The 23,471-nt window shown below is 74.0% G+C and carries 20 protein-coding genes and 1 pseudogene; 9 read left to right on the forward strand and 12 right to left on the reverse strand.

Annotation, left to right across the window (positions count from 1 at the left end):
• Positions 1-56 precede the first annotated feature (56 nt).
• Positions 57-377: a hypothetical protein gene (locus ACSNN9_RS16320; RefSeq protein WP_436674076.1), complete on the forward strand. Its 321-nt coding sequence runs from the start codon at positions 57-59 to the stop codon at positions 375-377.
• Here the strand turns inward: ACSNN9_RS16320 and ACSNN9_RS16325 are convergent.
• The 3 genes and pseudogenes from ACSNN9_RS16325 to ACSNN9_RS16335 form a co-directional block, all read right to left on the reverse strand.
• On the reverse strand, positions 374-1,636 hold the full coding sequence (locus tag ACSNN9_RS16325; RefSeq protein ID WP_436674077.1) for an acetyl-CoA C-acetyltransferase: 1,263 nt from the start codon (positions 1,634-1,636) through the stop codon (positions 374-376). The genes ACSNN9_RS16320 and ACSNN9_RS16325 overlap by 4 nt on opposite strands.
• Before the next feature lie 117 nt (positions 1,637-1,753).
• Positions 1,754-2,557, reverse strand: coding sequence for an SGNH/GDSL hydrolase family protein (locus ACSNN9_RS16330; RefSeq protein ID WP_436674099.1), 804 nt, complete (start codon positions 2,555-2,557; stop codon positions 1,754-1,756).
• A pseudogene (locus ACSNN9_RS16335) lies at positions 2,546-3,606 on the reverse strand (SGNH/GDSL hydrolase family protein); the annotation flags it as partial. The pseudogene ACSNN9_RS16335 and the gene ACSNN9_RS16330, both read right to left, overlap by 12 nt.
• Before the next feature lie 148 nt (positions 3,607-3,754).
• Between ACSNN9_RS16335 and ACSNN9_RS16340 the strand changes: the two are divergent.
• Together ACSNN9_RS16340 and ACSNN9_RS16345 are read left to right on the forward strand one after the other, a co-directional pair.
• Positions 3,755-4,111: a YkvA family protein gene (locus tag ACSNN9_RS16340; RefSeq protein ID WP_357867939.1), complete on the forward strand. Its 357-nt coding sequence runs from the start codon at positions 3,755-3,757 to the stop codon at positions 4,109-4,111.
• A gap of 77 nt (positions 4,112-4,188) precedes the next feature.
• A complete protein-coding gene (locus ACSNN9_RS16345; protein WP_436674079.1) occupies positions 4,189-5,559 on the forward strand; it encodes a cystathionine beta-synthase in 1,371 nt (456 codons plus the stop codon).
• A gap of 85 nt (positions 5,560-5,644) precedes the next feature.
• Here the strand turns inward: ACSNN9_RS16345 and ACSNN9_RS16350 are convergent, their stop codons facing one another.
• The 7 genes from ACSNN9_RS16350 to ACSNN9_RS16380 form a co-directional block, all read right to left on the reverse strand.
• A complete protein-coding gene (locus ACSNN9_RS16350; RefSeq protein ID WP_436674081.1) occupies positions 5,645-6,154 on the reverse strand; it encodes an N-acetyltransferase family protein in 510 nt (169 codons plus the stop codon).
• A complete protein-coding gene (locus ACSNN9_RS16355) occupies positions 6,151-7,080 on the reverse strand; it encodes a ribonuclease Z (protein WP_436674082.1) in 930 nt (309 codons plus the stop codon). Before ACSNN9_RS16355 ends, ACSNN9_RS16350 begins: the two co-directional genes overlap by 4 nt.
• Before the next feature lie 345 nt (positions 7,081-7,425).
• Positions 7,426-8,610, reverse strand: coding sequence for an osmoprotectant NAGGN system M42 family peptidase (locus ACSNN9_RS16360; protein WP_436674083.1), 1,185 nt, complete (start codon positions 8,608-8,610; stop codon positions 7,426-7,428).
• The gene (ngg, locus tag ACSNN9_RS16365) at positions 8,607-10,421 is read right to left on the reverse strand and encodes an N-acetylglutaminylglutamine synthetase (RefSeq protein ID WP_436674085.1); all 1,815 of its coding nucleotides are present in this window, start codon (positions 10,419-10,421) and stop codon (positions 8,607-8,609) included. Before ngg ends, ACSNN9_RS16360 begins: the two co-directional genes overlap by 4 nt.
• A 2-nt stretch (positions 10,422-10,423) precedes the next feature.
• On the reverse strand, positions 10,424-12,208 hold the full coding sequence (locus tag ACSNN9_RS16370) for an N-acetylglutaminylglutamine amidotransferase (RefSeq protein ID WP_436674086.1): 1,785 nt from the start codon (positions 12,206-12,208) through the stop codon (positions 10,424-10,426).
• Between the two features lie 289 nt (positions 12,209-12,497).
• Positions 12,498-13,160 carry a peptide-methionine (S)-S-oxide reductase MsrA gene (msrA, locus tag ACSNN9_RS16375; protein ID WP_357867920.1) on the reverse strand — a complete coding sequence of 221 codons (663 nt, stop codon included), beginning with the start codon at positions 13,158-13,160 and terminating at the stop codon, positions 12,498-12,500.
• 510 nt (positions 13,161-13,670) lie between these two features.
• A complete protein-coding gene (locus tag ACSNN9_RS16380; RefSeq protein WP_436674088.1) occupies positions 13,671-14,081 on the reverse strand; it encodes an HIT family protein in 411 nt (136 codons plus the stop codon).
• 133 nt (positions 14,082-14,214) lie between these two features.
• On the opposite strand from ACSNN9_RS16380, the gene ACSNN9_RS16385 reads away from it, so the two are divergent.
• From ACSNN9_RS16385 to ilvA, 3 genes are read left to right on the forward strand one after another with little or no spacing between them, the layout of a single operon-like run.
• A complete protein-coding gene (locus tag ACSNN9_RS16385) occupies positions 14,215-15,357 on the forward strand; it encodes a cystathionine gamma-synthase (RefSeq protein ID WP_436674089.1) in 1,143 nt (380 codons plus the stop codon).
• A 15-nt stretch (positions 15,358-15,372) separates the two neighbouring features.
• The gene (locus ACSNN9_RS16390) at positions 15,373-16,770 is read left to right on the forward strand and encodes an amidase (RefSeq protein WP_436674090.1); all 1,398 of its coding nucleotides are present in this window, start codon (positions 15,373-15,375) and stop codon (positions 16,768-16,770) included.
• A 49-nt stretch (positions 16,771-16,819) separates the two neighbouring features.
• Positions 16,820-18,040 (forward strand): threonine ammonia-lyase, encoded by a 1,221-nt coding sequence (gene ilvA / locus ACSNN9_RS16395; protein WP_436674092.1) that lies wholly within the window; start codon positions 16,820-16,822, stop codon positions 18,038-18,040.
• A gap of 176 nt (positions 18,041-18,216) precedes the next feature.
• On the opposite strand, the gene greA is transcribed toward ilvA, so the two are convergent.
• Together greA and ACSNN9_RS16405 are read right to left on the reverse strand one after the other, a co-directional pair.
• Entirely contained in the window at positions 18,217-18,714 is a 498-nt protein-coding gene (gene greA, locus ACSNN9_RS16400; RefSeq protein ID WP_436674093.1) for a transcription elongation factor GreA, read from the reverse strand.
• Positions 18,715-18,869: 155 nt separating this feature from the next.
• Positions 18,870-19,304 carry a DUF4307 domain-containing protein gene (locus ACSNN9_RS16405; RefSeq protein ID WP_436674095.1) on the reverse strand — a complete coding sequence of 145 codons (435 nt, stop codon included), beginning with the start codon at positions 19,302-19,304 and terminating at the stop codon, positions 18,870-18,872.
• Between the two features lie 192 nt (positions 19,305-19,496).
• Here ACSNN9_RS16405 and mca point away from each other — a divergent pair, with 192 nt between their 5' ends.
• The 3 genes from mca (at position 19,497) to ACSNN9_RS16420 (ending at position 23,431) form a co-directional block, all read left to right on the forward strand.
• Entirely contained in the window at positions 19,497-20,378 is an 882-nt protein-coding gene (mca, locus tag ACSNN9_RS16410) for a mycothiol conjugate amidase Mca (protein WP_357867899.1), read from the forward strand.
• A 48-nt stretch (positions 20,379-20,426) separates the two neighbouring features.
• A complete protein-coding gene (locus ACSNN9_RS16415; protein ID WP_358085696.1) occupies positions 20,427-20,720 on the forward strand; it encodes a hypothetical protein in 294 nt (97 codons plus the stop codon).
• Between the two features lie 242 nt (positions 20,721-20,962).
• Entirely contained in the window at positions 20,963-23,431 is a 2,469-nt protein-coding gene (locus ACSNN9_RS16420) for a putative bifunctional diguanylate cyclase/phosphodiesterase (protein WP_436674101.1), read from the forward strand.
• Positions 23,432-23,471 lie beyond the last annotated feature (40 nt).

The following is a 23,471-nucleotide window of genomic DNA, read 5'->3' on the forward strand; positions in this document are numbered from 1 at the left end:
GGGTAGGGCGGGCGGGAGGTAGGGCGAGGGGTGGGGTGGGTTCGTAGACTCGTGCGGTGGGCAGTGGGGTGTTGGAGCGGGCGGTGGAGCTGTTGGTGCGTCAGGTCGGGCACTGGGAGCAGCCTCGCTGGGCGGCGGTGGCCGCCGGTGGCAACGTGTCCCGGGCCGATCTGGTGCACCGGCTGGTGCAGGAGATCGCGAACCTGGCGGCCGACGCCGAGGGCGGTCAACGGCGGGCGGTGCCCCGGCTCGACAACGACCTGGCGCTGCCCGACCAGCTCAGAGTGGTGGCCGCCGACCTGGTCGCCGCCGCCCCGCCGCCCGAGGTGCTGGCGCGGGCCGCCACCGAGGTGACGGCGACCCGCGACACGCTCTAGCTCAGGCGCTCGACCACCATGGCCATGCCCTGGCCGCCGCCCACGCACATGGTCTCCAGGCCGATCGTCTTGTCGTGCCAGTCCAGGGCGTTGAGCAGGGTGCCGGTGATCCGGGCGCCGGTCATGCCGAACGGGTGCCCGACGGCGATCGCGCCACCGGAGACGTTCAGCTTCTCCAGCGGGATGTCGAGCTGCCGGTACGAGGGGATCACCTGCGCGGCGAACGCCTCGTTGATCTCCACGAGGTCGACGTCGTCGATGGTCATCCCGGCCCGCTTGAGCGCCTGCCGGGTGGCCTCCACCGGGCCGAGGCCCATGATCTCCGGGGAGAGGGCGGTGACGCCGGTGGAGACGATCCGCGCCAGCGGCGTGATCCCGAGGTCACTCGCCCGCTGGGCGCTCATGATCACCACGGCGGCGGCGCCGTCGTTGAGCGGGCAGCAGTTGCCGGCGGTGATGCGGCCGTCCGGACGGAACACGGGCTTCAGTCCGGAGACGCCCTCCAGGGTGACCCCGGCGCGCGGGCCGTCGTCGGTGCCGACCACCGTGCCGTCCGGCGTGGTGACCGGGGTGATCTCCCGGGCCCAGAAGCCGTCGGCGATCGCCTTCTCGGCGAGGTTCTGGCTGCGTACGCCGAACTCGTCCATGTCGGCGCGGCTCACGTCGTACACCTGGGCCAGGTTCTCGGCGGTCTGCCCCATGGTCAGGTAGATGTCCGGCAGTTCCCCGGCCTCGCGCGGGTCGGTCCAGACCGGGGCCCCGCCCTGGGCGCGGGCCCTGGAACGCTCGGCCGCCGTGGCGAAGCGCGGGTTCTCCCAGCCGCCGCCGACCAGCGCCTGCGCCTCCTTCGGCAGCCCGTCGGAGTTGCCGCGCGCGTACCGGGAGACGGTCTCCACGCCGGCGGAGATGAAGACGTCGCCCTCGCCGGCCCGGATCGCGTGCATGGCCATCCGGGTGGTCTGCAGCGAGGACGCGCAGTAGCGGGTGAGCGTCGCGCCGGGCAGGGTGTCCAGGCCCATCAGGGTGGCGACCACCCGGGCCATGTTGAAGCCCTGCTCGCCGCCGGGCAGACCGCACCCCAGGTAGAGGTCGTCGATCTCGGTCGGGTCGAGCTGGGGGACCTTGTCCAGAGCGGCCCGCACGATGGTCGCGGCGAGGTCGTCCGGGCGGACGTCGCGCAGGGACCCCTTGTGCGCCCGGCCGATGGGGGAGCGGGCGGTGGCGACGATGACGGCGTCGCGGGACGACTCAGTCGGCATGAACCAACGTTAACCCGCCGGTAACTTCGGGCGGAAGCCGCCGCCGGCCGGGAAATGTCACGCCCGCGCCGGTCCCCGACGAACCGCTCGCCGGCCCCGGACGGGACGGCCGGCGGGTCAGTGCCGGGTGGCGACCGCCGCGGCGGCGGCGACGGCCGGCAGCAGGGCGTGCGCCCAGACCCGGTAACCGTCGGCGGAGGGGTGGTAGCCGTCGTGGCACAGCGTCCCGGCGTCGGCCCGGAACACCGGGCCGGTCTCGGTGGCCAGGTCGACCACCGTGCCGCCCGCGTCGAGCACCGCCGCCGTCTGGGCGCGGGCCATCCGCCGCCCCGACCAGCCGACCACGTGCCGCAGCGGCGGCGCGATCGCGCGTACGGCGCCCAGGTCGGGGCAGGTGCCGACCACGACCTCCACGCGGGACTCCCGGAGCCGGTGCACGGCCGCCCCGAGGTACGCGGCGGCCTCCACCGGGCGACGCAGGGAGGTGGCGTCGTTGGCCCCGATCAGGATCACCGCCACGTCGGGACGCTCGCCGAGCAGCGCCCGGGCCACCTGGGTGGCCAGGTCGGTCGAGCGCGAGCCGGAGACGCCGACGCTGGACAGGTGCACCCGGCGGCCGGTCGGGCCCTCGGCGAGCAGGTTGGCCAGCTGCCCGCCGATGGTCTCGTCGAGGCGGCCGACCCCGACGCCGAGGGCGGACGAGTCGCCGAGCAGCACCAGTCGCAGCGGCGGCGCGTCGGCGCGCCCGACCGTGGCGCGCAGCGCGAGCGCGAGCTCCGGTTGGGCGTACCGGCGGTTGCGGGCGGCGACGGCCTGACCGGCGAGGACGGCGGCGCCGCCGACCGTGCCGGCGAGGAGGCCGAGCGTCGCCGCCCGGCCCAGTCGGTTGGCGAGCCCCGAGGGGATGAAGCGCTCGCTCATGCCAGTCCCTCCAGTGTGGGTGAGTCGGCGGCGGGGCCTGGCTGCGGCATCGCGCCGACACCGAAGAAGGCCCGTCGGCGCAGCTGCGCCCACCGGCCGGCGGGGCCGCGCTCGCGCCCCCGGACCCGGGTGCCGCTGACCTCGGTGCCCGCGTGGCGGGCCGCCTCCTGGGCGGCCTGCGGCAGCGACCGTACGCCCTCGCCCCGGATGAGGGTCGGCCGCCGGTCCTGCCCCGCGCCGAGCGCGGACAGCACGGTCGGCAGCAGCGCGGCCGCGGCCACCGCGTAGCCCTCCGCCGAAGGGTGGAACCGGTCCCACGCGAACATCCGGGTCGGTTCGGCCGCGAAGCGGGGCCCGAGCAGGTCGCCGAGGGAGACCGTCCAGCCGCCGGCCTCGACCACGGCCACCGTCTGGGCGGCGGCGAGCTGCCGGCTCCAGCGGCGCGCCAGCCAGCGCAGCGGCGGCTGGATGGGCTGGATCGCGCCCAGGTCGGGGCAGGTGCCGACGACCACCTCGCAGTCGGCGGCGCGCAGCGTGCGGACCGCCTCGACCAGGTAGCGCACCGCCAGGGCGGGCGGCGTGCGGTTGGTCACGTCGTTGCCGCCGATCAGGATCACCGCGACGTCGGGGCGGTGATCCAGCGCCGCCTCCACCTGGTGCCGCAGCACGGCCGAGATGGCGCCGACCACGGCGAAGCGGTGCAACCGGACCGGGCGTTGCAGGCGGCGGGACAGGCCGGTGGCGAGCAGGGCGCCGGGCGTCTCCCGGCGGCGGTGCACGCCGTAGCCGGCGGCCGACGAGTCGCCGAGCACGACGACGGTGACCGGCGGGCCGGGCAGCTTCGCGCCGTAGACGCCGTCGCAGCGCGGCGGCGGCGCCTCGGCCATCGGGATCGTGCGGCGGGCCTGCCGGGCCTGCCCGAGGAGCACCCCGCCGGTCGCCACCGCGGCCGCGGCGGTGGCGCCCGTGCCGATCGCCGCGAGGCGGGCGAGCTGCCGGGCGCGCTGCCAGCGCGGACCGACCGGGACGACGGAATCAGCGACCCCCATACAGCGACATTATCGCGCCGGCACGACACGCCGCTGTCGTCGTATCGGCTCGCGGGTGCCTGGAAGGCGACGGTCCTGGGTACCTGTACGGGTGACCGGGGGACGGTTGCGCCGGCACGTCACCCTGGCACGTGGAGAGGGGCCGAACATGGGGAAGACATTGAAGCGCAGCGCGGCGTTCAGCGCGCTGGCCCGGGCGCTCGCGGCCGGGTCGCGGGGCGGGCCGACGCTCGGGGCGCGGCTGGGCGCGCTGCCCCGGATGATCCGGGCGACCGCCCGGGGGGAGTACGACGGCGGCCTGCGGCTGGCCCTGATGACCGCGGCGACGGCGTACATCGTCTCGCCGGTCGACCTGCTTCCGGAGATCCCGCTGGCGATCTTCGGGCTGGCCGACGACGCGGTCATGGTGACCTGGCTGGCCGGCAGCGTGCTGGCGGAGACCGAGCGGTTCCTGGAGTGGGAGGCCCGGCGCAGCTCGGTGATCCCCGGGCACGTGGCGTCCTGAACCCACGTACCCTGGGGCGTCGAGAACACGTCTGCCCGGCCGCCGCCGGCGGCGCCGGAGGAGAAGGGCACAACGAGGTGCGGTACTACGACAACGTCGTCGAGCTGATCGGCAACACCCCGCTGGTACGGCTGCGCAACGTCACGGCCGGGATCCAGGCCACCGTGCTGGCGAAGGTGGAGTACCTCAACCCGGGCGGTTCGGTGAAGGACCGGATCGCCCTGCGGATGGTGGAGGACGCGGAGAAGGCGGGCCTGCTCCAGCCGGGCGGCACGATCGTCGAGCCCACCAGCGGCAACACCGGCGTCGGCCTGGCCCTGGTGGCGCAGCTGCGGGGCTACAAGTGCGTCTTCGTCTGCCCCGACAAGGTCAGCCAGGACAAGCAGGACGTGCTGCGCGCGTACGGCGCGGAGGTGGTGGTCTGCCCGACCGCCGTGGCCCCGGAGGACCCGCGTTCCTACTACAACGTCTCCGACCGGCTGGCCCGGGAGATCCCCGGCGCCTGGAAGCCCAACCAGTACAGCAACCCGGCCAACCCGCGCTCGCACTACGAGACCACCGGCCCCGAGCTGTGGGAACAGACCGGGGGCGAGATCACCCACTTCGTGGCGGGCGTCGGCACCGGCGGCACCATCTCCGGCATCGGGCGCTACCTGAAGGAGGCCTCGGAGGGCCGGGTCAAGGTCGTCGGCGCCGACCCGGAGGGCTCCGTCTACTCCGGCGGCACCGGCCGTCCCTACCTGGTCGAGGGCGTCGGCGAGGACTTCTGGCCGGAGACGTACGACCGGGGCGTCGCCGACGAGATCATCGAGGTTTCCGACAAGGCGTCCTTCGAGATGACCCGGCGGCTGGCGCGCGAGGAGGGGCTGCTGGTCGGCGGCTCCTGCGGGATGGCCGTGGTGGCCGCCCTGGAGGTGGCTCGCAAGGCCGGCCCGGACGACGTGGTCGTGGTGCTGCTGCCGGACAGCGGCAAGGGCTACCTGTCCAAGATCTTCAACGACACCTGGATGGCCCGGTACGGCTTCCTGGACAACTCGGGCACGGAGCCGACGGTCGCCGACGCGCTCGCCGGCAAGCCGGGCGGCCTGCCCGAGCTGGTGCACGTGCACCCGACCGAAACGGTCCGCGACGCGATCGACTACATGCGCGAGTACGGCGTCTCGCAGCTGCCGGTGCTCAAGGCCGAGCCGCCGGTGGTCACCGGCGAGGTGGCCGGCTCGATCGCCGAGAAGGACCTGCTCGACGCGCTCTTCACCGGCCAGGCGCACCTGCACGACACCATCGAGCGGCACATGGCCGCGCCGCTGCCGATGATCGGCGGCGGGCAGCCGGTGAGCGAGGCGGTCGGCCTGCTGGAGAAGTCCGACGCCGCCCTGGTGCTGGTCGACGGCAAGCCGAAGGGTGTCCTCACCCGGCAGGACCTGCTGGCGCACCTCGGCGCGCGCTGACCCGCACGACGTCCGCGCGAGGGCCCTTCCCCGACCGGGGGAGGGCCCTCGCCGTACCCGCGCCGGGCGGCAGGCGCGGCGGCGGTCAGAGCCGTCGGGCGTAGCGGAGCTGGGGCACGACCGCCGGGCCGATGTGTTCGTCGCGTTCGGTGCCGGTGAAGGTCCAGCCGCCGCGCTCGTAGAAGCGGCGGGCGTGCGCGTTGTCCCGCAGCACCCAGAGCACCGCACGGGACCAGCCACGGGCCCGCATGGCGTCCAGTGCGTCGACCATCAGCCGTCGGCCGGTCCCCCGGCCGCGCTCGGCCGGGTCGAGGTGGATCGCGTTGAGCAGGCCGGTCGCCGGGTCGCCCTCGTCGTCGGGGCCGAGGTAGCTGAACCCGACCAGCCGGCCGTCGCGCTCGACCACGGTCATCCGGTGCTCGTCGCGCTCCCACGTCCACCGCTCGGTCCAGTAGGCGCCCATCGCCTCGGGCGTCGGGTCGGCCAGCGCGTGCGCCGGCAGGAAGGCCGAGTAGGCGGCGACCCGGGACCGCTGGTGCAGCGCGCCCACCGCCGTCAGGTCGTCGACGGTGGCGGGGCGCAGGGTGACCGTCACCCGGCCGAGGCTACCCGCCGGGGCGGGACCTGCACGGTCGTCAGGTCCTCGGCGATCACCAGGTCACCGCCGAAGTGCGCGCGGGCCTCGTCGGCGAAGCGAGCCGGGTCGGCGTACCGCTGGGAGAAGTGGGTGAGCACGAGCCGGCGTACGCCCGACTCGGCCGCCACCCGCGCGGCCTGGCCCGCCGTGAGGTGGCCGACCTCGGCGGCCAGCGCGGCCTCCGAGTCGAGGAACGTCGACTCGATGACCAGCAGGTCGGCGTGCTCGGCGAGGGCGTACACCCCGTCGCAGAGACCGGTGTCCATGACGAAGGCGAAGCGCTGCCCGGGCCGGGGCACGCTCACCTCCTCGCGGGTGACGCGGCGCCCGTCCAGGTCGAGGTGGCCGACGCGGATCAGCTCCCCGACCGCCGGCCCGGCGATGCCGTACGCGGCCAGCTTCTCCGGCAGCATGCGGCAGCCGTCCGGCTCGACGAGCCGGTAGCCGTACGTCTCGACGGGGTGCCGCAGCCGGCGGGCCTCCAGCGTGCCGACGCCCAGCGCGATCCGCTGCCCGTCGGCCTCGACGGGCTCGACGCGCAGCTCGGCGGTCTCGTGGAAGCTGGAGGCGTGCCGCAGGCGGGCGAAGTACTCCGCGCCGCCCGCCGGGAAATGCACCGCCACCGCGTGCGGCACCCGGTCGAGGGAGAGCCGCTGGATGGTGCCGGGCAGGCCGAGGCAGTGGTCGCCGTGGAAGTGGGTGACGCAGATCCGGGTCAGGTCCGTGGCGGTGACCGTGGTGTGCAGGAGCTGCCGCTGGCTACCCTCGCCCGGGTCGAAGAGGATCACCTCGTCGTCCCAGCGCAGCACGTACCCGTTGTGGTTGCGCTGGCGGGTCGGGGCCTGGCTGGCCGTCCCGAGCACCACCAGCTCGCGCATCGACACGGCGACCTCCGGCTGCGTCGACCACCCGGCCCGCGGAAAGGGTCGACCCCCGGGGCTTCCGCGCTCGCGCGCGGGCCGGCTGGACTGGGCCGGCACCCCGGGGGTCGGGTGGCTGTCGTGGTTTCGCCGCACCGCTGCCACACGGTCTCGACGATGGTGCTGTGCCCGCCTCGCGGCGGACGGGTTTACTGTCGAGGACAGCGGCTAGCGGACAGCCACCTCACGAGTCCGATTGCTATACAAGTCTGGACCACCTCCTTTCCCGTGTACCGCCACGCTATCCAGCCCTCGCGCCCCGGGCAACGGATTTCGATCACACGGCGCCCGGGAATAGCGGGCCGAAGTTCAGGAGTTCTCGGCGATGCCGATCGGGCCCTCGCGGGGGCCCTCCTCGCTGGCCGGCTGCACCGCCAGCGACGGGAAGTCGGCCAGGTCGCCCTCCGGCTCGGCGTCCCACTCGGGGAAGACCAGGTCGCTCTGGAGGTAGAGGCAGAGCAACTGGGTGAGCTGGCGCAGGCCCTCCAGGTGGGTGCGCTCGTGCCCGTGGGTGGCGTCCACGCCGAAGCCGAGCAGCGCCACCCGGGCGTGCGCGCCGGCCTCCACGGCCGCCGCCACGTCCGAGCGGTAGAACTCGAAGACGTCGCGGACCAGGTCCACCCCGTGCTCGGCGGCGATCGAGGCCAGGTTGCGGGTCAGGTGGTAGTCGAAGGGGCCCACCCCGTCGCCCATGGCCAGCGTTGCCGCGTCCTCGCGGGACTGCTGGCCGGGGGCGACCACCGCCGCGTCCACCGAGACGATCTCCGCCACGTCCGGGTCGAGGCCGTGGGACGCCCCGTGCCCGATCTCCTCGGTCACGGTGACCAGCAGGTGCGCGGTGACCGCCGGGCGTACGCCGGCGTCGACCATCGCCTTGAGCGCGGTGAGGACCGCGGCCACGCCGGCCTTGTCGTCCAGGTGCCGGGACTTGACGTACCCGCTCGGGGTGATCGTCGGGTTCGGCAGGAAGGCCACGAAGTCGCCCGCGTCGATGCCGAGGGCGCGCAGCCCGGCGACGTCGGAGACCGGCTCGTCGACCCGGACCTCGACGTGCTGCCAGCCGACGCCCTGCAGGTCCACGTCGTCGTTGTAGCGGTGGCCGCTGGCCTTGAGCGGCAGCACCTGGCCGGTGATCACCCGCTCCAGGTCGTCGGTGAAGATCCGCACGTGCGCGCCCTCGGCGAACCGGGCGCTGTGCGTGCCGATCGTCTTCAGCTCCAGCCGACCGTTCTCCTTCAACCGCTTGACCATGCCGCCGATGGTGTCGGTGTGCACCACGATCGCCCGGTCCGCCCCGGTGGACCGGGGGCCGGGCAGGCAGGCGCTGAGCGCGCCGCGCCGGGTCAGCGTGGAGGGAATGCCGAGCGCGGAGAGCCGCTCGCCGACGTACTGCTGCACGTGGTCCGTACGCCCCGACGGGCTCGGGATCTCCAGCAGCTCCAGCAGCACCTGGCGCAGGTAGTCCAGGTCGATCTCCAGGGGCCTCGGGCTCACGCGGCACCTCCCGGGCCGGCCGGGGTCCAGAGCCGCTGCGGCGCCCGGGTGCCGGGGAAGAGCAGGTCCACGAAGCGCTCGGCGGTCGGCTGCGGCTCGTGGTTGGCCAGGCCGGGCCGCTCGTTGGCCTCGATGAAGACGTGCTCCGGCCGGTCCGGGGCGCCGACCAGCAGGTCCAGCCCGGTGACCGGGATGTCCAGCGCACGGCTGGCCGCCACGCACGCCTCGGCGATCGCCGGATGCAGCGCGGCGGTGACGTCGTGGATGGTGCCGCCGGTGTGCAGGTTCGCGGTCCGGCGTACGGCCAGCACCTGCCCCTCGGGCAGCACGTCGTGCAGCTCGTGGCCGGCTTCGGCGAGCACGTCGCGGGTCATGTCGTCGAGCGGGATCCGGGACTCACCAGCCGTGGCGGCGGCCCGGCGCCGGCTCTGCCGCTCGATCAGCTCGGCGATGTCGTGCACCCCGTCGCCCGTGATCGAGGCGGGCCGCCGGATCGCCGCGGCCACCACCTCGTGGTCGATGACGATGACGCGCAGGTCCTCGCCGGCCCGCATCTCCTCGATCAGCACGTCCGGGCAGAACCGGGCGGCCAGCTCGACGGCGGCGGTCAGCGCCTCGGGGCTCCGTACGCCCACCGTGATGCCGTTGCCCTGCTCGCCCCGCGCCGGCTTGACCACCACCCGGCCGACCTCGGCGAGGAAGGCGGCGTCGCCGCCGTCGCCGGTGGCGGTCCGGCCACGCGGCACCGACAGCCCCGCCTCGGTGAGGATCCGGCGGGTGACCCGCTTGTCGTCGCAGCGGCTCATCGCCACCGCCGACGTCAGCTCCGACAGCGACTCGCGGGTGAGGACGGTCCGCCCGCCGTTGCTCAGCCGCAGCTCACCCCAGGCCGGATCGGTGACCTCCACCCGGATGCCGCGCCGCATCGCCTCGTCGGCGACGATCTTCGCGTACGGGTTGAGCTGGTCGTACCCGTCGGGCGTGGCGGGGAGGAAGAGCCGCTCGTTGATCGGGTTCTTCCGCTTCACGCAGAGCGTCGACGTCCGGTAGAAGCCGAGCCGCTCGTAGAGCCGGATCGCCCCGGCGTTCTCGGCGAGCACGGAGAGGTCCACGTACGCCCGACCCCGCTCGACCAGCCGGGTGGCCAGCGCGGTGATCAGCGCCTGGCCGGTGCCCGGCGGCGCGGTGTTGAAGTCGACGGTGAGGCACCACAGGCTGGCGCCGTTCTCCGGATCGTCGAAGACGGCGACGTGGTCCACGCCGGTGATGGTGCCGACGATCTCGCCGGTGGCGTCCTCGGCCACGAGGTGCAGGAAGCGCTCGGTGCGGGCGTTGGCCACGAGCACGTCGACTCCGGCGGTGACCATGCCGTTGCGGGCGTAGATCCGGTTCACCGCGTCCGCGTCGGCGGCGTCGGCCAGCGGTCGGATGGTCAGCCCCGGGACCTCGTCGTCCCCGGTCAACCGGTCGCCGCCGAGCGGCAGCCGGTAGGTCAGCGAGGGATCGATGAACAGCTCGTCGGGCAGCCGGGACACCAGCACGTGCGGGTCGCGCAGGTAGATGCAGATGTCCCGGGAGCCGGCCGCCTCGGAACGCAGCACGGCGGCGACGGCGGCCTGGTCGGCGAAGGTCTGCCCGAAGACGAGCCGCCCCCAGCCGCAGTCCAGCACCACGTCGGTGTCGCCCTCGCGGGTCGGCGGCTCCGCCGGTCCCGGTGCCATCGGGTCGCCGCCAGGGCCCACCCGCTCCCGTCGCCGGCCGTTGCGCAACCGGTCGGACCGGGCCGCGCCGGTCGCCAGGGTGTCGGTCACGGTCAGTCGATTCCGTGGCTCTGGAGCCACATTTCCAGGAGTCCGAGTTGCCACAGCTTGTTTCCGTTCAACGGGGTCAGTTCGGCGTTCGGGTCGGCGAGCAGGGCGTCGACGTAGTCGGCGCGGAACAGGTCGCGGCGGCGGGCCTCGGGCGCGGAGAGCGCGTCGCGTACCCGGTCGAGGAGCTTGCCCTCCAGGTGGGTGAGGCCCGGGACCGGGAAGTAGCCCTTCGGGCGGTCGATGACCTCGTGCGGCAGCACCCGCCGGCCAATCTCCTTGAGCACGCCCTTGCCGCCCTGCGCCAGCTTGAGCTCCGGGGGGCAGCTCGCGGCGAGTTCGACGAACTCGTGGTCGAGGAACGGCACGCGGGCCTCCAGCCCGTGCGCCATGGTCATGTTGTCCACCCGCTTGACCGGGTCGTCGGTCAGCATGACCTGGGTGTCGATCCGCAGGCCGGCGTCGACCGCGGTCTCGGCGCCGGCCCGGCCCAGGTGCGCGGCCACGAACTCCCGCGCCGGGTCGCCGTCGGTCAGCCAGGCCGGGTTCAGCACCCGGGCCAGCCCGGCCGCGTCCCGGTCGAAGAAGGCCCGGGCGTACGTGTCGAGCGCCTGGTCCCGGCCGACCCGCGCGAGCGGCGGGTACCAGTGGTAGCCGCCGAGGATCTCGTCCGCGCCCTGGCCGGACTGGACCACCTTGACGTGCTGCGACACCACCTCGCTGAGCAGGTAGAACGCCACGCAGTCATGGCTGACCATCGGCTCGGACATCGCGGCGACGGCCGCCTCCAGCGGCGGCACCAGGTCGGCGGCGGCCACCCGGATCTGGTGGTGGTCGGTGTCGAACGTCTTCGCGACGAGGTCGGAGTAGCGGAACTCGTCGCCCTCCCGGCCGCCGACCGCGTCGAAGCCGATGGAGAAGGTGGAGAGCCCGCGCTGGCCCTCGCCGGCGAGCAGGGCGACCACCAGGCTCGAGTCCAGACCGCCGGAGAGGAGTACGCCCACCGGCACGTCGGCGACCATCCGCCGTCGTACGGCGGTGGTCAGCGACTCCAGCAGGGCGTCCTGCCAGTCCTTCTCCGACCAGCCGGCCCGCTCGGCGGAGCGGGTGAAGGCCGGGTCCCAGTAGACCCGCTCGGAGGTGCGGCCGTCCGCCTCGTAGACCCGTACGGTCGCCGGGGGCAGCTTGGTGACCCCGCGCAGGATGGTGCGCGGCGGCGGCACGATGCTGTGGAAGCTCAGGTAGTGCGCGAGCGCCACCGGGTCGATGCCGGTGTCGACGCCGCCCCCGGCCAGCAGCGCGGGCAGGGTGCTGGCGAAGCGCACCGCGCCGGGCGTCTCGGCCAGGTAGAGCGGCTTGATGCCGAGCCGGTCCCGGGCCAGCACCAGCCGGCCGGTGTCCCGCTCGCTGATCGCCACGGCGAACATGCCGATCAGGTGGTCGACGAAGTCGAGCCCCCACTCGGCGTACGCCTTGAGCACGACCTCGCTGTCGCCCGAGGAGAAGAACCGATGGCCCTTGGCCTGGAGTTCCTCGCGCAACTCGCGGTAGTTGTAGATGCACCCGTTGAAGACGCCGGTCAGTCCCGCGCCGGGGTCAACCAGCGGCTGCCCGCTCGCGGCGGAGAGGTCGATGATCTTCAGCCGCCGGTGCCCGAGAGCCGTCGGGCCCTGGGCCCAGACCCCGCTGTCGTCGGGCCCCCGGTCGCTCATCGTGGCCGCCATGCGCTCCACCGCCGCCACGTCGGCGCGCGAGCCGTCACGGCGGAACTCTCCCGCAAGTCCGCACATGCCAGGCAATGCTGCCAGAGGGCGGCGAGGATTGCCCGTTGGGCTGATAACAGTTTCTTGAAGATTTGCTACACTGCGCGATTTCGTCACGGCAGGTGTCGTCCCTGGTGGCGGACCGCGTCGGGAGTGACGACCGGGGCGGTTCGGCGCCGGGTCAAATGTGATCGACCGCTCAGTTCCGGTAGCGCGGAGGCCGCTCGATTCCGGTGGTGCGGAGGCCGCTCGGTTCCGGTGGTGGGAAGGCCGGCGCGGCTGACGCCACGCCGGCCTCCGTGGTGTGCCGCCGGGCTCAGCCCGAGGTGCGGGCGACGCCCACCGGGCAGCTCAGCCCGTTCGGGCCGTGGTTGCAGTACCCGTTCGGGTTCTTCGTGGGCGCCAGGTACTGCTGGTGGTGGTCCTCGGCGAAGTAGTAGTCGCCGAGCCGCTCGATCTCGGTGGTGATCTCGCCCTTGCCGGCCCGCGCCACGATCGGCGCGAACGCGTCCCGCGACGCCTGCGCGGTGGCGAGCTGCTCGTCCGTGGTCACGTAGATCGTCGACCGGTACTGGGTGCCCACGTCGTTGCCCTGGCGCATGCCCTGGGTCGGGTCGTGGTTCTCCCAGAAGACCTTCAGCAGGTCCTCGTAGCTGATCGTGGTGGGGTCGTAGACCACCTGGACCACCTCGGCGTGCCCCGTCATGCCCGAGCACACCTCCTCGTACGTCGGGTTCGGCGTGATGCCGCCCGCGTAGCCGGCGGACGTGGTGATCACGCCCGGCAGGGTCCAGAACAGCCGCTCGGCGCCCCAGAAACAGCCCATGCCGAACACGGCCACCTGCGAGCCCTCCGGGAAGGGACCCTTGAGCGGGGTGCCCAGCACCTCGTGCCGGTCCGCGATCGGCATCGCGATCAGGCGACCCGGCAGGGCCTGGTCGGTGGTGGGCAGCTCGGCCTTCATACGGCGCAGGAACACGGTGGGACTCCTCTCGTACCTCTCCCAGCGTGCAACACCGCCGGACTCACCTTCCTTACCCGCTCCACCCACACTCAGGCGGACCGCCGCCGAAACCGGCGCGAGGCGCCACGCGGGGCGTCGCGCGGGTTGCGGTACCACTACTTTGAGTGATGGCGACTGTCGGCAGGCCGGACCCCCTTCGCGCGCTTTGCTCTGCATCCTGATGCGCACCGGTTACCGTCAGTGGCGGCAGGCCTCGCTGCGGCCGCCTCCCCGCATCGTGTCGCCGCAGGTCGGCGCGGTGGTGCGGATACGGATGCAGAGCAAAGGCGGAAAGGTGGCACCGTGGCCGCCGCGCGCGGCCGTCACAGATCGTAGGGGAGCGCGATTGTCACACTCGGTGACGGGGGGCTTCAGGAGGCGACGCGGGCAGGGTTCGGCCGTGCCCCTGGGAGTGCGTCGACCGCCGGGCCGCCGTGCCGCCGGGCCGCTGGGGCCAGCGGGGCCGTGGGGTGCCCCCGCGGCCCGTCAGAGGGCCGCGGTGATGCGGGCGGCGTATGCCTCGCCCTCGGCGTCGTCGGCGTAGCGGGTGCGGGGCCAGAAGAAGCCGCGCAGGCCGTCGCCCTTCGTCCGCGGCACCACGTGGGTGTGCAGGTGCGGGACGGACTGGGACACCTTGTTGTTCATCGCCACGAACGTCCCGCCGGCCCCCGTGCCGGCCTCCACCGCCACCGCCAGCCGCCGCACCAGGCCGAAGTAGCCGGCCAGCGCCTCGGCGGGCAGGTCGGCGAGGCTGACCAGGTGGGTGCGGGGCACCACCAGCACGTGCCCCTTGAAGACCGGCCGGGTGTCGAGGAACGCCACCCCGTCGGGCTCGTCGACGACCCGGAAGGCGGGGACCTCGCCCGCCACGATCCCGCAGAACACGCACCCGCTCACCCGTCCAGGCTATGCCCGGACCCCACGACGGGGGGGCGGGCCACCCGGCCCGACCACCGCACCGGCCTGCCGCGCCCGGGTACGGCACCACCGTTCCGTTCCAGCCCTCGGGACGGGGCATTAGCCTCACGGGATGAGTCACGGCTTCGACACGCTCGCCATCCACGCCGGCCAGGACCCAGAGGCCCGCACCGGCGCGGTGATCCCTCCGATCTACCAGACCAGCACCTACGCCCAGGACGCCGTCGGCGCGCCCCGGTTGGGCTACGAGTACAGCCGCTCCGGCAACCCCACCCGCGACGCCCTCCAGGAGTGCCTCGCCGCGCTGGAGGGCGGCCCGGTCGGGCTCGCCTTCGCCAGCGGCCTGGCCGCCGAGGACACCCTGCTGCGTACCGTCTGCAAGCCGGGCGACCACGTGGTGATCCCCGACGACGCGTACGGCGGCACGTACCGGCTCTTCGCCCGGGTGGCCGAGCGCTGGGGCCTGGACTTCACCCCGGCGAAGGTCTCCGACCCCGACGCGGTCCGGGCCGCGATCCGCCCCGGCAGCACGAAGATCGTCTGGGTGGAGACGCCCACCAACCCGCTGCTCGGGATCGCCGACATCGCCGCGCTGGCCGGCGTCGCGCACGACGCGGGCGCGCTGCTGGTCGTCGACAACACGTTCGCCTCGCCGTACCTGCAACAGCCGATCGCGCACGGCGCGGACGTGGTGGTGCACTCCACCACCAAGTACATCGGCGGCCACTCCGACGTGGTCGGCGGCGCGCTGGTCGCGGCCGACGCGGGACTCGGCGAGGAACTGCGCTACCACCAGAACGCGATGGGCGCGATCAACGGCCCCTTCGACGCGTGGCTCACCCTGCGCGGCATCAAGACCCTGGGCGTACGCATGGACCGGCACTGCGACAACGCCGAGCGGATCGCGGCGTACCTGGACGGGCACGCCAAGGTCGGTCAGGTCATCTACCCGGGGCTGCCCGCGCACCCGGGCCACGAGGTGGCCGCGAAGCAGATGCGCCGGTTCGGCGGCATGATCTCGTTCCGGGCCGCCGGCGGCGAGGAGCACGCCGTCGAGATCTGCAACCGGACCGAACTTTTCATCCTCGCCGAGTCGCTCGGCGGCGTGGAATCCCTGATCGAGCACCCGGGCCGGATGACACACGCAAGTGCTGCCGGCTCGCCGCTTGAAGTTCCCGGCGATCTCGTGCGACTGTCTGTCGGCATCGAGACGGTCGACGACCTGCTCGCCGATCTGGAGCAGGCGCTGGGCTGACCGCTGGCAGGGAGGGTGGCCGTGCAGGACATCATGCCGACCTGGGTGGGGGCGACCGCCAAGCAGATCGCCAGAGGCGTACGCCGGGGCGACGTCACGGCCACCCAGGTCGTCGCGGACCACCTGGACCACATCGCCCGGGTCGACGCCGACCTCGCCGCGTTCCGCACGGTACGCGGCGGGGAGGCGATCACCGAGGCGGAGAAGGTAGACGAGCAGGAGGACCTGGCCAACCTGCCGTTGGCGGGGGTGCCGGTGGCGGTCAAGGAGAACACCGCCGTCGCCGGCCTGCCCACCTGGAACGGGTCGGCCGCGGTGCGCAGCGGGGTGGCCGAGGCCGACCACGAGGTGGTCCGTCGGCTGCGCGGGGCCGGCGCGGTGATCCTCGGGGTGACCCGGATGCCGGAGCTCGGCCTGTGGGGCAGCACCGACGACGAGACGGCCGTGACCCGCAACCCCTGGGACACCCGGCGTACCCCCGGTGGCTCGTCCGGCGGCGCGGCCGCCGCCGTCGCCGCCGGTCTGGTGCCGATCGCCCACGCCAACGACGGCCTCGGCTCGATCCGCATCCCGGCGGCCTGCTGCGGCCTGGTCGGGCTCAAGCCGGGCCGGGGCGTGGTCCCCTGCCAGCTCGGGGCGGACGACTGGTTCGGGCTCACGGAGCACGGCATGCTGACCAGCACGGTCGCGGACGCGGCCGTCGGCTTCTCGGTGCTGGCCGGCCGCCGCCCGGACAAGCTGGTGCCGCCGCAGCGGCTGCGGGTGGGCGTCTCGCTCCGCTCGCCGGTGCGGGGCGTGCACGCCGACGCGCCCAACCGGGACGCGGTCGCCGCCGCCGGTCGGCTGCTCGCGGCCGCGGGCCACGACACCGTGCCGGCCGATCCGGTCTACCCGACGGCGGTGGGCCTGCAGGGCATCGCCACCTGGTTGGCCGCGGCGGCCGCCGACGTCCGCGCCGCCGGGCTGGACCGGCGCGGCCTCCAGCGGCGCAGCCGCCGGCACGTCGCCCTCGGCGAGTGGGCGCAGCGGCGCGGGTACGTCCGCGAGGCGGACCGGGCCGCGTGGCGTGAGCGCTCGATCGGCTTCTTCGCCGACCACTCGGTCGACCTGCTGCTCACGCCGGCGCTGGCGACCGTGCCGCCGGAGGCCACCGGCTGGGCTGGCCGGTCCTGGCGGGCCAACATGCTGGCCAACATCCGGTACGCCCCGTTCGCCGCGCCCTGGAACATCGCCGGCCTGCCCGCCCTGGTGGTGCCGGTCGGCCGTCGCCCGGACGGGCTGCCGGTCGGCGTGCAGTTGGTCGGGCCGCCCGGCAGCGAGCTGCTGCTGCTCGGCATCGCCGGCCAGTTCGAGATGCAGGCCCCCTGGTCCCGCCACGCCCCCGGCTACCCCCGCATCCCGGCCGCCGTCTGACAGGTGGCGTGCGCGCGCCGGCGCGGGTGGCGGGTGGCACGATCAGGGCATGACGGAACTGGTCGGTCTCGACGACGTACGGGCCGCGCGGGAACTGCTCGCCGGCGTCGTCCGCACCACCCCGCTGGAGCCCTCCCGGCCGCTCAGCGCGGCGCTGGGCGGGCCGACGTGGCTCAAGTGCGAGAACCTGCAACGCGCCGGCTCGTACAAGGTGCGTGGCGCGTACGTGCGGATCTCCCGGCTGTCGGAGGCGGAGCGGGCCGACGGCGTGGTCGCGGCGAGCGCCGGCAACCACGCCCAGGGGGTGGCGCTCGCCGCCGGCCTCGTCGGCACGCACGCCACGGTCTTCATGCCGGTGAACGCGCCCCTGCCGAAGGTGGCCGCCACCAAGGGGTACGGCGCGCAGGTCGAGCTGGTCGGCAACACCGTCGACGAGTCCCTGGTCGCGGCGCAGACGTACGCCGAGCGGACCGGGGCGACGCTGATCCACCCGTTCGACCACCGGGACGTCATCGCCGGGCAGGGCACGGTGGCCCTGGAGATCCTCGAACAGTGCCCCGAGGTCAGGACGATCATCACCGGGGTCGGCGGCGGCGGCCTGGTCTCCGGCATGGCGGTGGCGGCCAAGGCGCTGCGGCCCGACGTACGCATCATCGGGGTGCAGGCGGCCGGCGCCGCCGCCTTCCCGCCCTCCCTGGCGGCCGGCGAGCCGGTGCGCCTGCCGGCGTTCGGCACCATCGCGGACGGCATCGCCGTCGGCCGGCCGGGGGAGCTCACCTTCACCCACGTGCGCAAGCTGGTGGACGAGATCGTCACGGTCTCCGAGGAGGACATCTCCCGCGCGCTGCTGATGCTGCTCGAGCGGGGCAAGCAGGTGGTCGAGCCGGCCGGCGCGGTGGGCGTGGCCGCGCTGCTGGCGGGCGTCGTCCAGGTGGAGGCGCCGGTGGTGGCGGTGCTCTCGGGCGGCAACATCGACCCGCTGCTGATGCTCCGGGTGATCGAGCACGGCCTCGCCGCCGCCGGGCGCTACCTGCGGGTCACCGTGCGCTGCTCGGACCGCCCGGGTCAGCTCGCGTCGCTGCTCGGCGAGATCGCCGAGCACCGGGCGAACGTGGTGGACGTGGAGCACCAGCGGGCCAATCCGCACCTGCGCCTGGGCGAGGTGGAGGTGGCCCTGTCGGTGGAGACCCGGGGGGTCGAGCACTCCGACACGCTGATCAGCGCGTTGCGGGCCAGCGGCTACCAGGTGGTCTTCGCCGGCGAGGCGTGACACCGGGAACGCCACCAGGTGGTCTTCGCCGGCGAGGCGTGACACCGAACGGTGCCACGCCTCGCCGGGTCGCTCGTCGTCGTCGCGCCGGGTGGGTGCCCGGGCGGCCGCGCCGTCCGGGTCACCCCGGGGCGGCGGTGCGCCCGACCGGTCCACCCCGGGCGGGCGGCGGAGGCTCAGCCGGTGAACGGCTCGAAGCTGACCACGGTCACCTTGATGTCGGCCCCGCTGGGAGCGGTGTAGGTGCAGGTCTGGCCGGCCCGACCGCCCAGGATCGCCTTGCCCAGCGCCGACTCCGGGCTGTAGACCGTCAGCTCGGTGGTCGAGGCGATCTCCCGGGAGCCGAGCAGGAAGGTCTCGGTGTCGTCCTTGTCGTCGTCGAAGTAGATCGTCACGACCATGCCGGGCGACACCGCGTCGGCGGCCTGTGCCCCGCCCACCTTGGCGGTGCGGAGCAGCTCCTTGAGGTAGAGGATGCGCCCCTCGGCCTTGCCCTGCTCCTCGCGGGCGGCGTGGTAGCCACCGTTCTCCCGCAGGTCGCCCTCCTCGCGCCGGGCGTTGATCTCGGCGGCGATGACCGGCCGGTTGGCGATCAGCTCGTCGAGCTCGGCCTGGAGCCGGTCGAATGCGTCCTGGGACAGCCAGGTGGCGGGCGCCTCGTTTCCAGTGGACACAGGCGTTCTCCTCGTTCGTGCGTGCTGGCTGACAGGTGAACTTCCAAGTTACCAGTGCCGTACGACACAGGGTGCGCTCGAACACCGGCGGTGCCGCCGGCGCCGAGGCGGCCGGCCGGGGCCGCGCCGGTGCGTCCGGCCCGCGTCGTGCCTGCTCAGCCCGGGGGCCGGCAGCGCACCACCTCGCCGATGAAGGGCCGGGCGGTGGTGGCCAGCCGGTGCTGCGTGGTCACCTGCCGCTGGCCGGGCCGGGCGGTCACCGTCACCTCTTCCCGGCCGACCTCGGCGCCGTCGCGGTTCCGGGCGCGCAGCAGGCAGACCGCCGAGCGGCCCTCCGGCACGGTGACCCGGAAGTCGACGAGCACCTGGCTGTCGGTGATCCCGGTGTAGGTGATCACCTTGGCGTCGTAGTTCGGGTCGCCGTACTGCCGGTAGAGCCGCACCGCGACCAGGGTCATGACCGCGACCAGGGCGACCACCAGCAACGCCGTCAACAGCGGCCGGCGGCGCCCGGGCTCCCGGCGGCGGCCGTACCGGCCCGGCGGGAAGGCCGGCGCGCCCGGCGGAAGTGTGGCGTGCGTCTCGGTCACCGGCGGGTATCTCCTGGCGTCGTTGTCGGCGGCATCGGCAAGAATGGCAGAGTTCCATCCTCCCAGCCCGTCCCGTCGTCAAATATGACAGGTCGGCACCGGCAGGTCCCGGCGCGGGGGGAGGATTCCGGCAGGTCAGCCGGGCGGTCCTGCGGGGGGTCCGCCGGCCGGCAGAGACGAGGAGCGCCGACGTTGGCAGAGCGACTGCGACTGATGGCCGTCCACGCACATCCCGACGACGAGTCGAGCAAGGGCGCCGCGACCATGGCGAAGTACGTCGCCGAGGGCGTGGACGTCCTGGTGGTCACGTGCACCGGCGGCGAGCGCGGCAGCGTGCTCAATCCGAAGATGGACCGACCGGACGTCTGGGCCAACATCGCCGAGGTCCGCCGGGCGGAGATGGACGCCGCGCGGGCGATCCTCGGCGTCGAGCAGGCGTGGCTCGGCTTCGTCGACTCCGGGCTGCCCGAGGGCGACCCGCTCCCGCCGCTGCCCGAGGGCTGTTTCGCCCTCCAGGACGTCGAGGTGGCGGCCGGCCCGCTGGTGCGGCTGATGCGCCAGTTCCGTCCGCACGTCGTCACGACGTACGACGAGGAGGGCGGCTACCCGCACCCCGACCACATCATGACCCACAAGATCAGCGTGGCCGCGTTCGAGGCCGCCGGGGACCCGGAGCGCTATCCGGAGCTGGGCGAGCCGTGGCAGCCGCTCAAGCTCTACTACGACATCGGCTTCTCCAAGGGCAAGATCATGGCGCTGCACGAGGGACTGCTCGCTGCCGGCCTGAACTCGCCCTACGAAGAGTGGATCAAGCGCTGGGAGGACCGCCCCGACAAGGGGCCCCGCATCACGACCCGGGTCGAGTGCGCCGACTACTTCCCGGTCCGCGACGACGCGCTGCGTGCCCACGCCACCCAGATCGACCCGGACGGCTTCTGGTTCCAGGTGCCGATGGAGATGCAGAAGCAGGCGTGGCCGACGGAGGACTTCGAGCTGGTCCGCTCGCTGGTCGACAGCCCGCTGCCCGAGTCGGACCTCTTCGCCGGGGTGCGCGAGACGGTCCATGCCCGCTGATCCGGCGCCCGGCTACCCTGGTCACCAACCGCACACCGGAGGAACGCCATGCTGACCGCTGCACAGGTGCTCGCCCAGAACAACTTCGGGGACACCCGCACGGGTGGCCTGGCCGGGCCGATGGGCCTCTTCCTCATCCTCGTTCTGGCCGCCGCCACCGTCCTGCTGATCCGCAACATGAACTCCCGGCTGCGGCGGCTGCCCGACCGGTTTCCCCAGCAGGGCCCGTCGGTGACCCCCGACCGGGCGGACGCGGCAGTCGTCGATCCGACAGAAGGTGCGCAGGCGCAGGATTCATCCTCCGCCGCTCCCACCGGGCGCCAGCAGCGTCGCAACGGCTAGTCCGCCCATGATTCACGTCGAACCCGGTGGCCGCCCCCTGTTGCGGCCACCGGGTTTGCCTTAGCCTCTCGCCGGGGGGACCAAGAGTTCCCGAGCCGTGCGCGGGAGGGGGCGCCGATGACCACCACACCAGCGGCCGCCCGTCGTACCGGCGAGCGGCCCGCCGGCGGAGCGGCTCGGTGACCTCCGGCAGGGCCGGCGAGTCGACCGACCGGCTCGGAGCCCGCGGCACCCCCGCGCGGCTGCTCCTGCTCACCGCCGCCGTCGCGCTCACCGCACTGGTCGCCGCCGGGCTGGGATGGACCGCGCCGACCCGCCTCCCCGCCGACGACCCGCTCGGCGGGCCGGCCCGGTTCGGCCTCGCCGTCGGCGTGTTCGCCGTCGCCCAGCTGGCCCGGCTGCGGTTCCGCACCGCCGCCGGGATGGTGAGCATCACCTGGGGCGAGGCGGCGCTGATCATCTGCCTCTACCTGACGCCCCCCGGCTGGCTCCCCACGGCCGCGCTCCTCGGCGCCGCCCTCGCCTGGTCGGCCATGTCGCTGCTCGGCGACCGGCGACCGGTGCTGGAGGTCGTCCGGATCACGACTTCGCTGACCGTCGCCACCGCCCTGGCCGTTCCGGTCACCACCCTGCTCGGTGAGCCGCTGCTGGCGACGCCGACCCCGGCGCTCGCCCTGGCCGTGCTCGCGGGCTCGGTCACCTACCTGCTGGCCACCGCCTGGCTCGGCGGCGCCACCCTGGCGCTGCGGCACGGCATCCCCGTCGCGCCGCCGCTGCTCGCCGCGCTGCGGGGCAAGCTGCTGATGTTCGTCGGTAACGTGGCCGTCGGCCTGGTCGTGGTGGCGCTGCTGGAGCTCGACGCGCGCTGGCTGCTGCTGCTCCCGCCGCCGCTGTGGCTGCTCCAGCAGACCTACCGGCACCGGCTCCGCGCCGACCAGGAGCGCCGCACCTGGCGGGCCTTCGCCGAGGCCACCGCCGCGCTCAACCAGCTCGACGAGCGGGGCGTCGCCACGGCCGCGGTGACCGGCGCGCTGACCCTGTTCAACGCCGAACTCGTCGACGTCGACGTGGCCCGGGGCGACGGCCGGTGGCGGCGCTACCGGGGCGACCCGGGCGGCCAACTGGTCGACCGGGAGGTCGCACCGCCCGGCGGGGCCGAGCCGGAGGACCACGAGCTGGTGCGCACCCTCACCGTGGGCGCCGCCCGGGTGGGCGAGCTGCGGGTCCGGTTCCCGCGCTGCGCGCCGCCCAACGCCCGGGAACGCGACGCCGTGGCCGCCTTCGGCGACGCTCTCGCCGCCGCGCTGCACGACGCCGCGACCCACCGGGAGCTGCGACTGGTCACCGCCCGCTCGTCGTACGAGGCGGTGCACGACCAGCTCACCGGGCTGGTGAACCGGTCGGCCATGCTCAGCAAGGGCGACCAGGCGCTGCGCCAGCTCGCCCACGACCACCCGGTGGCGCTGCTGCTGCTCGACATCGACCAGTTCAAGGAGGTCAACGACACCCTCGGGCACGCCGCCGGCGACCAGCTGCTGCGGTTGACCGCCAACCGGCTGGGCACCCTCACCCGCCCCGGGGACCTGCTCGCCCGCCTCGGCGGCGACGAGTTCGCCCTGCTGCTGACGTCGGTGCCGGTGATCGGCGACCGGGCCGCCCCGATGGCGTACGCGCTGCGGCAGGCCCGCGAGATCGCCGAGCGGCTCGCCGCGCCGACCGAGGTGGCCGGGGTGCGGATGTCCGTCGAGGTCTCCGTCGGGGTGGTGGTCGCCGACGCCGGCACCGCCGACCTGACCGAGCTGCTGCGCCGGGCCGACATCGCCATGTACCAGGCCAAGGAGGGCGGCGGCAACGTCGCCGCGTACGACTCCACCCGGGACGCCGCGAGCACCGACCAGCTGGCCCTCTTGGCCGAGCTGCGCGAGGCGCTCAAGACCGACGACCAGCTCGTGCTGGCGTTGCAGCCGGCCGTCGACCTGACCACCGGCGCCCCGACCGGGGTGGAGGCGCTGATCCGCTGGCGGCACCCGCGCCGGGGCTGGCTCGGGCCGCACGACTTCATCCGCCCGGTGGAGAACAGCGAGCAGCTCGGCGCCTTCACCCGCTACGTGCTGGACAAGGCGCTCGCCGTCGCCGCCGGCTGGGCCAGGGACGGGCTCGACGTGCCGATCTCGGTCAACCTGTCGGCGCGCAGCCTGCTCGACCCCCGCCTGCCCACCGAGATCGCCGACGCCCTGCGCCGGCACCAGGTGCCGCCGGACCGGCTGGTCCTGGAGATCACCGAGACGGTGGTGATGAGCGAGCTGGAGATCATCGACGAGGTGCTCGCCACCCTGCGGTCGATGGGGGTGCAGCTCGCGGTCGACGACTTCGGCACGGGCTTCTCCTCGCTGACGTTCCTCACCCGGATCGCGGTGGACGAGCTCAAGGTGGACCGTTCCTTCGTGATCCGGATGGCCGACTCCCCGGAGGCGGCGGCGATCGTGCGGACCACCGTCGGCCTCGCCCACGAGCTGGGGCTGCGGGTGGTCGCGGAGGGCGTGGAGACCGCCGAGCAGCGCCTGGCGCTGGCCGAGCTGGGCTGTACCGCCGCCCAGGGCTACCACTTCTTCAAGCCGATGCCGGCCGACAAGATCGGCGCGGTGCTGGGCACCCTCCTCGACGAGGCCCGCCCCAACGTCCTGCCGCTGCGCGCCGACGGCGCCTCCTGACCCGCCCCCGACGAGGGCAGGCCCCTGCCCGCCGGAGCGC

The sequence above is a fragment of the Micromonospora sp. URMC 107 genome, from assembly GCF_051386315.1.
Lineage (GTDB): Bacteria > Actinomycetota > Actinomycetes > Mycobacteriales > Micromonosporaceae > Micromonospora.

What these genes read in the sequence shown, in the direction of transcription:
- ACSNN9_RS16415 (WP_358085696.1), top strand. Translation starts at nt 20,427, where the DNA reads ATGCTGACCGCTGCACAGGTGCTCGCCCAGAACAACTTCGGGGACACC.
- ACSNN9_RS16330 (WP_436674099.1), bottom strand. Translation starts at nt 2,557, where the DNA reads ATGAGCGAGCGCTTCATCCCCTCGGGGCTCGCCAACCGACTGGGCCGG.
- ACSNN9_RS16370 (WP_436674086.1), bottom strand. Translation starts at nt 12,208, where the DNA reads ATGTGCGGACTTGCGGGAGAGTTCCGCCGTGACGGCTCGCGCGCCGAC.
- ACSNN9_RS16385 (WP_436674089.1), top strand. Translation starts at nt 14,215, where the DNA reads ATGAGTCACGGCTTCGACACGCTCGCCATCCACGCCGGCCAGGACCCA.
- ilvA (WP_436674092.1), top strand. Translation starts at nt 16,820, where the DNA reads ATGACGGAACTGGTCGGTCTCGACGACGTACGGGCCGCGCGGGAACTG.
- ACSNN9_RS16340 (WP_357867939.1), top strand. Translation starts at nt 3,755, where the DNA reads ATGGGGAAGACATTGAAGCGCAGCGCGGCGTTCAGCGCGCTGGCCCGG.
- ACSNN9_RS16325 (WP_436674077.1), bottom strand. Translation starts at nt 1,636, where the DNA reads ATGCCGACTGAGTCGTCCCGCGACGCCGTCATCGTCGCCACCGCCCGC.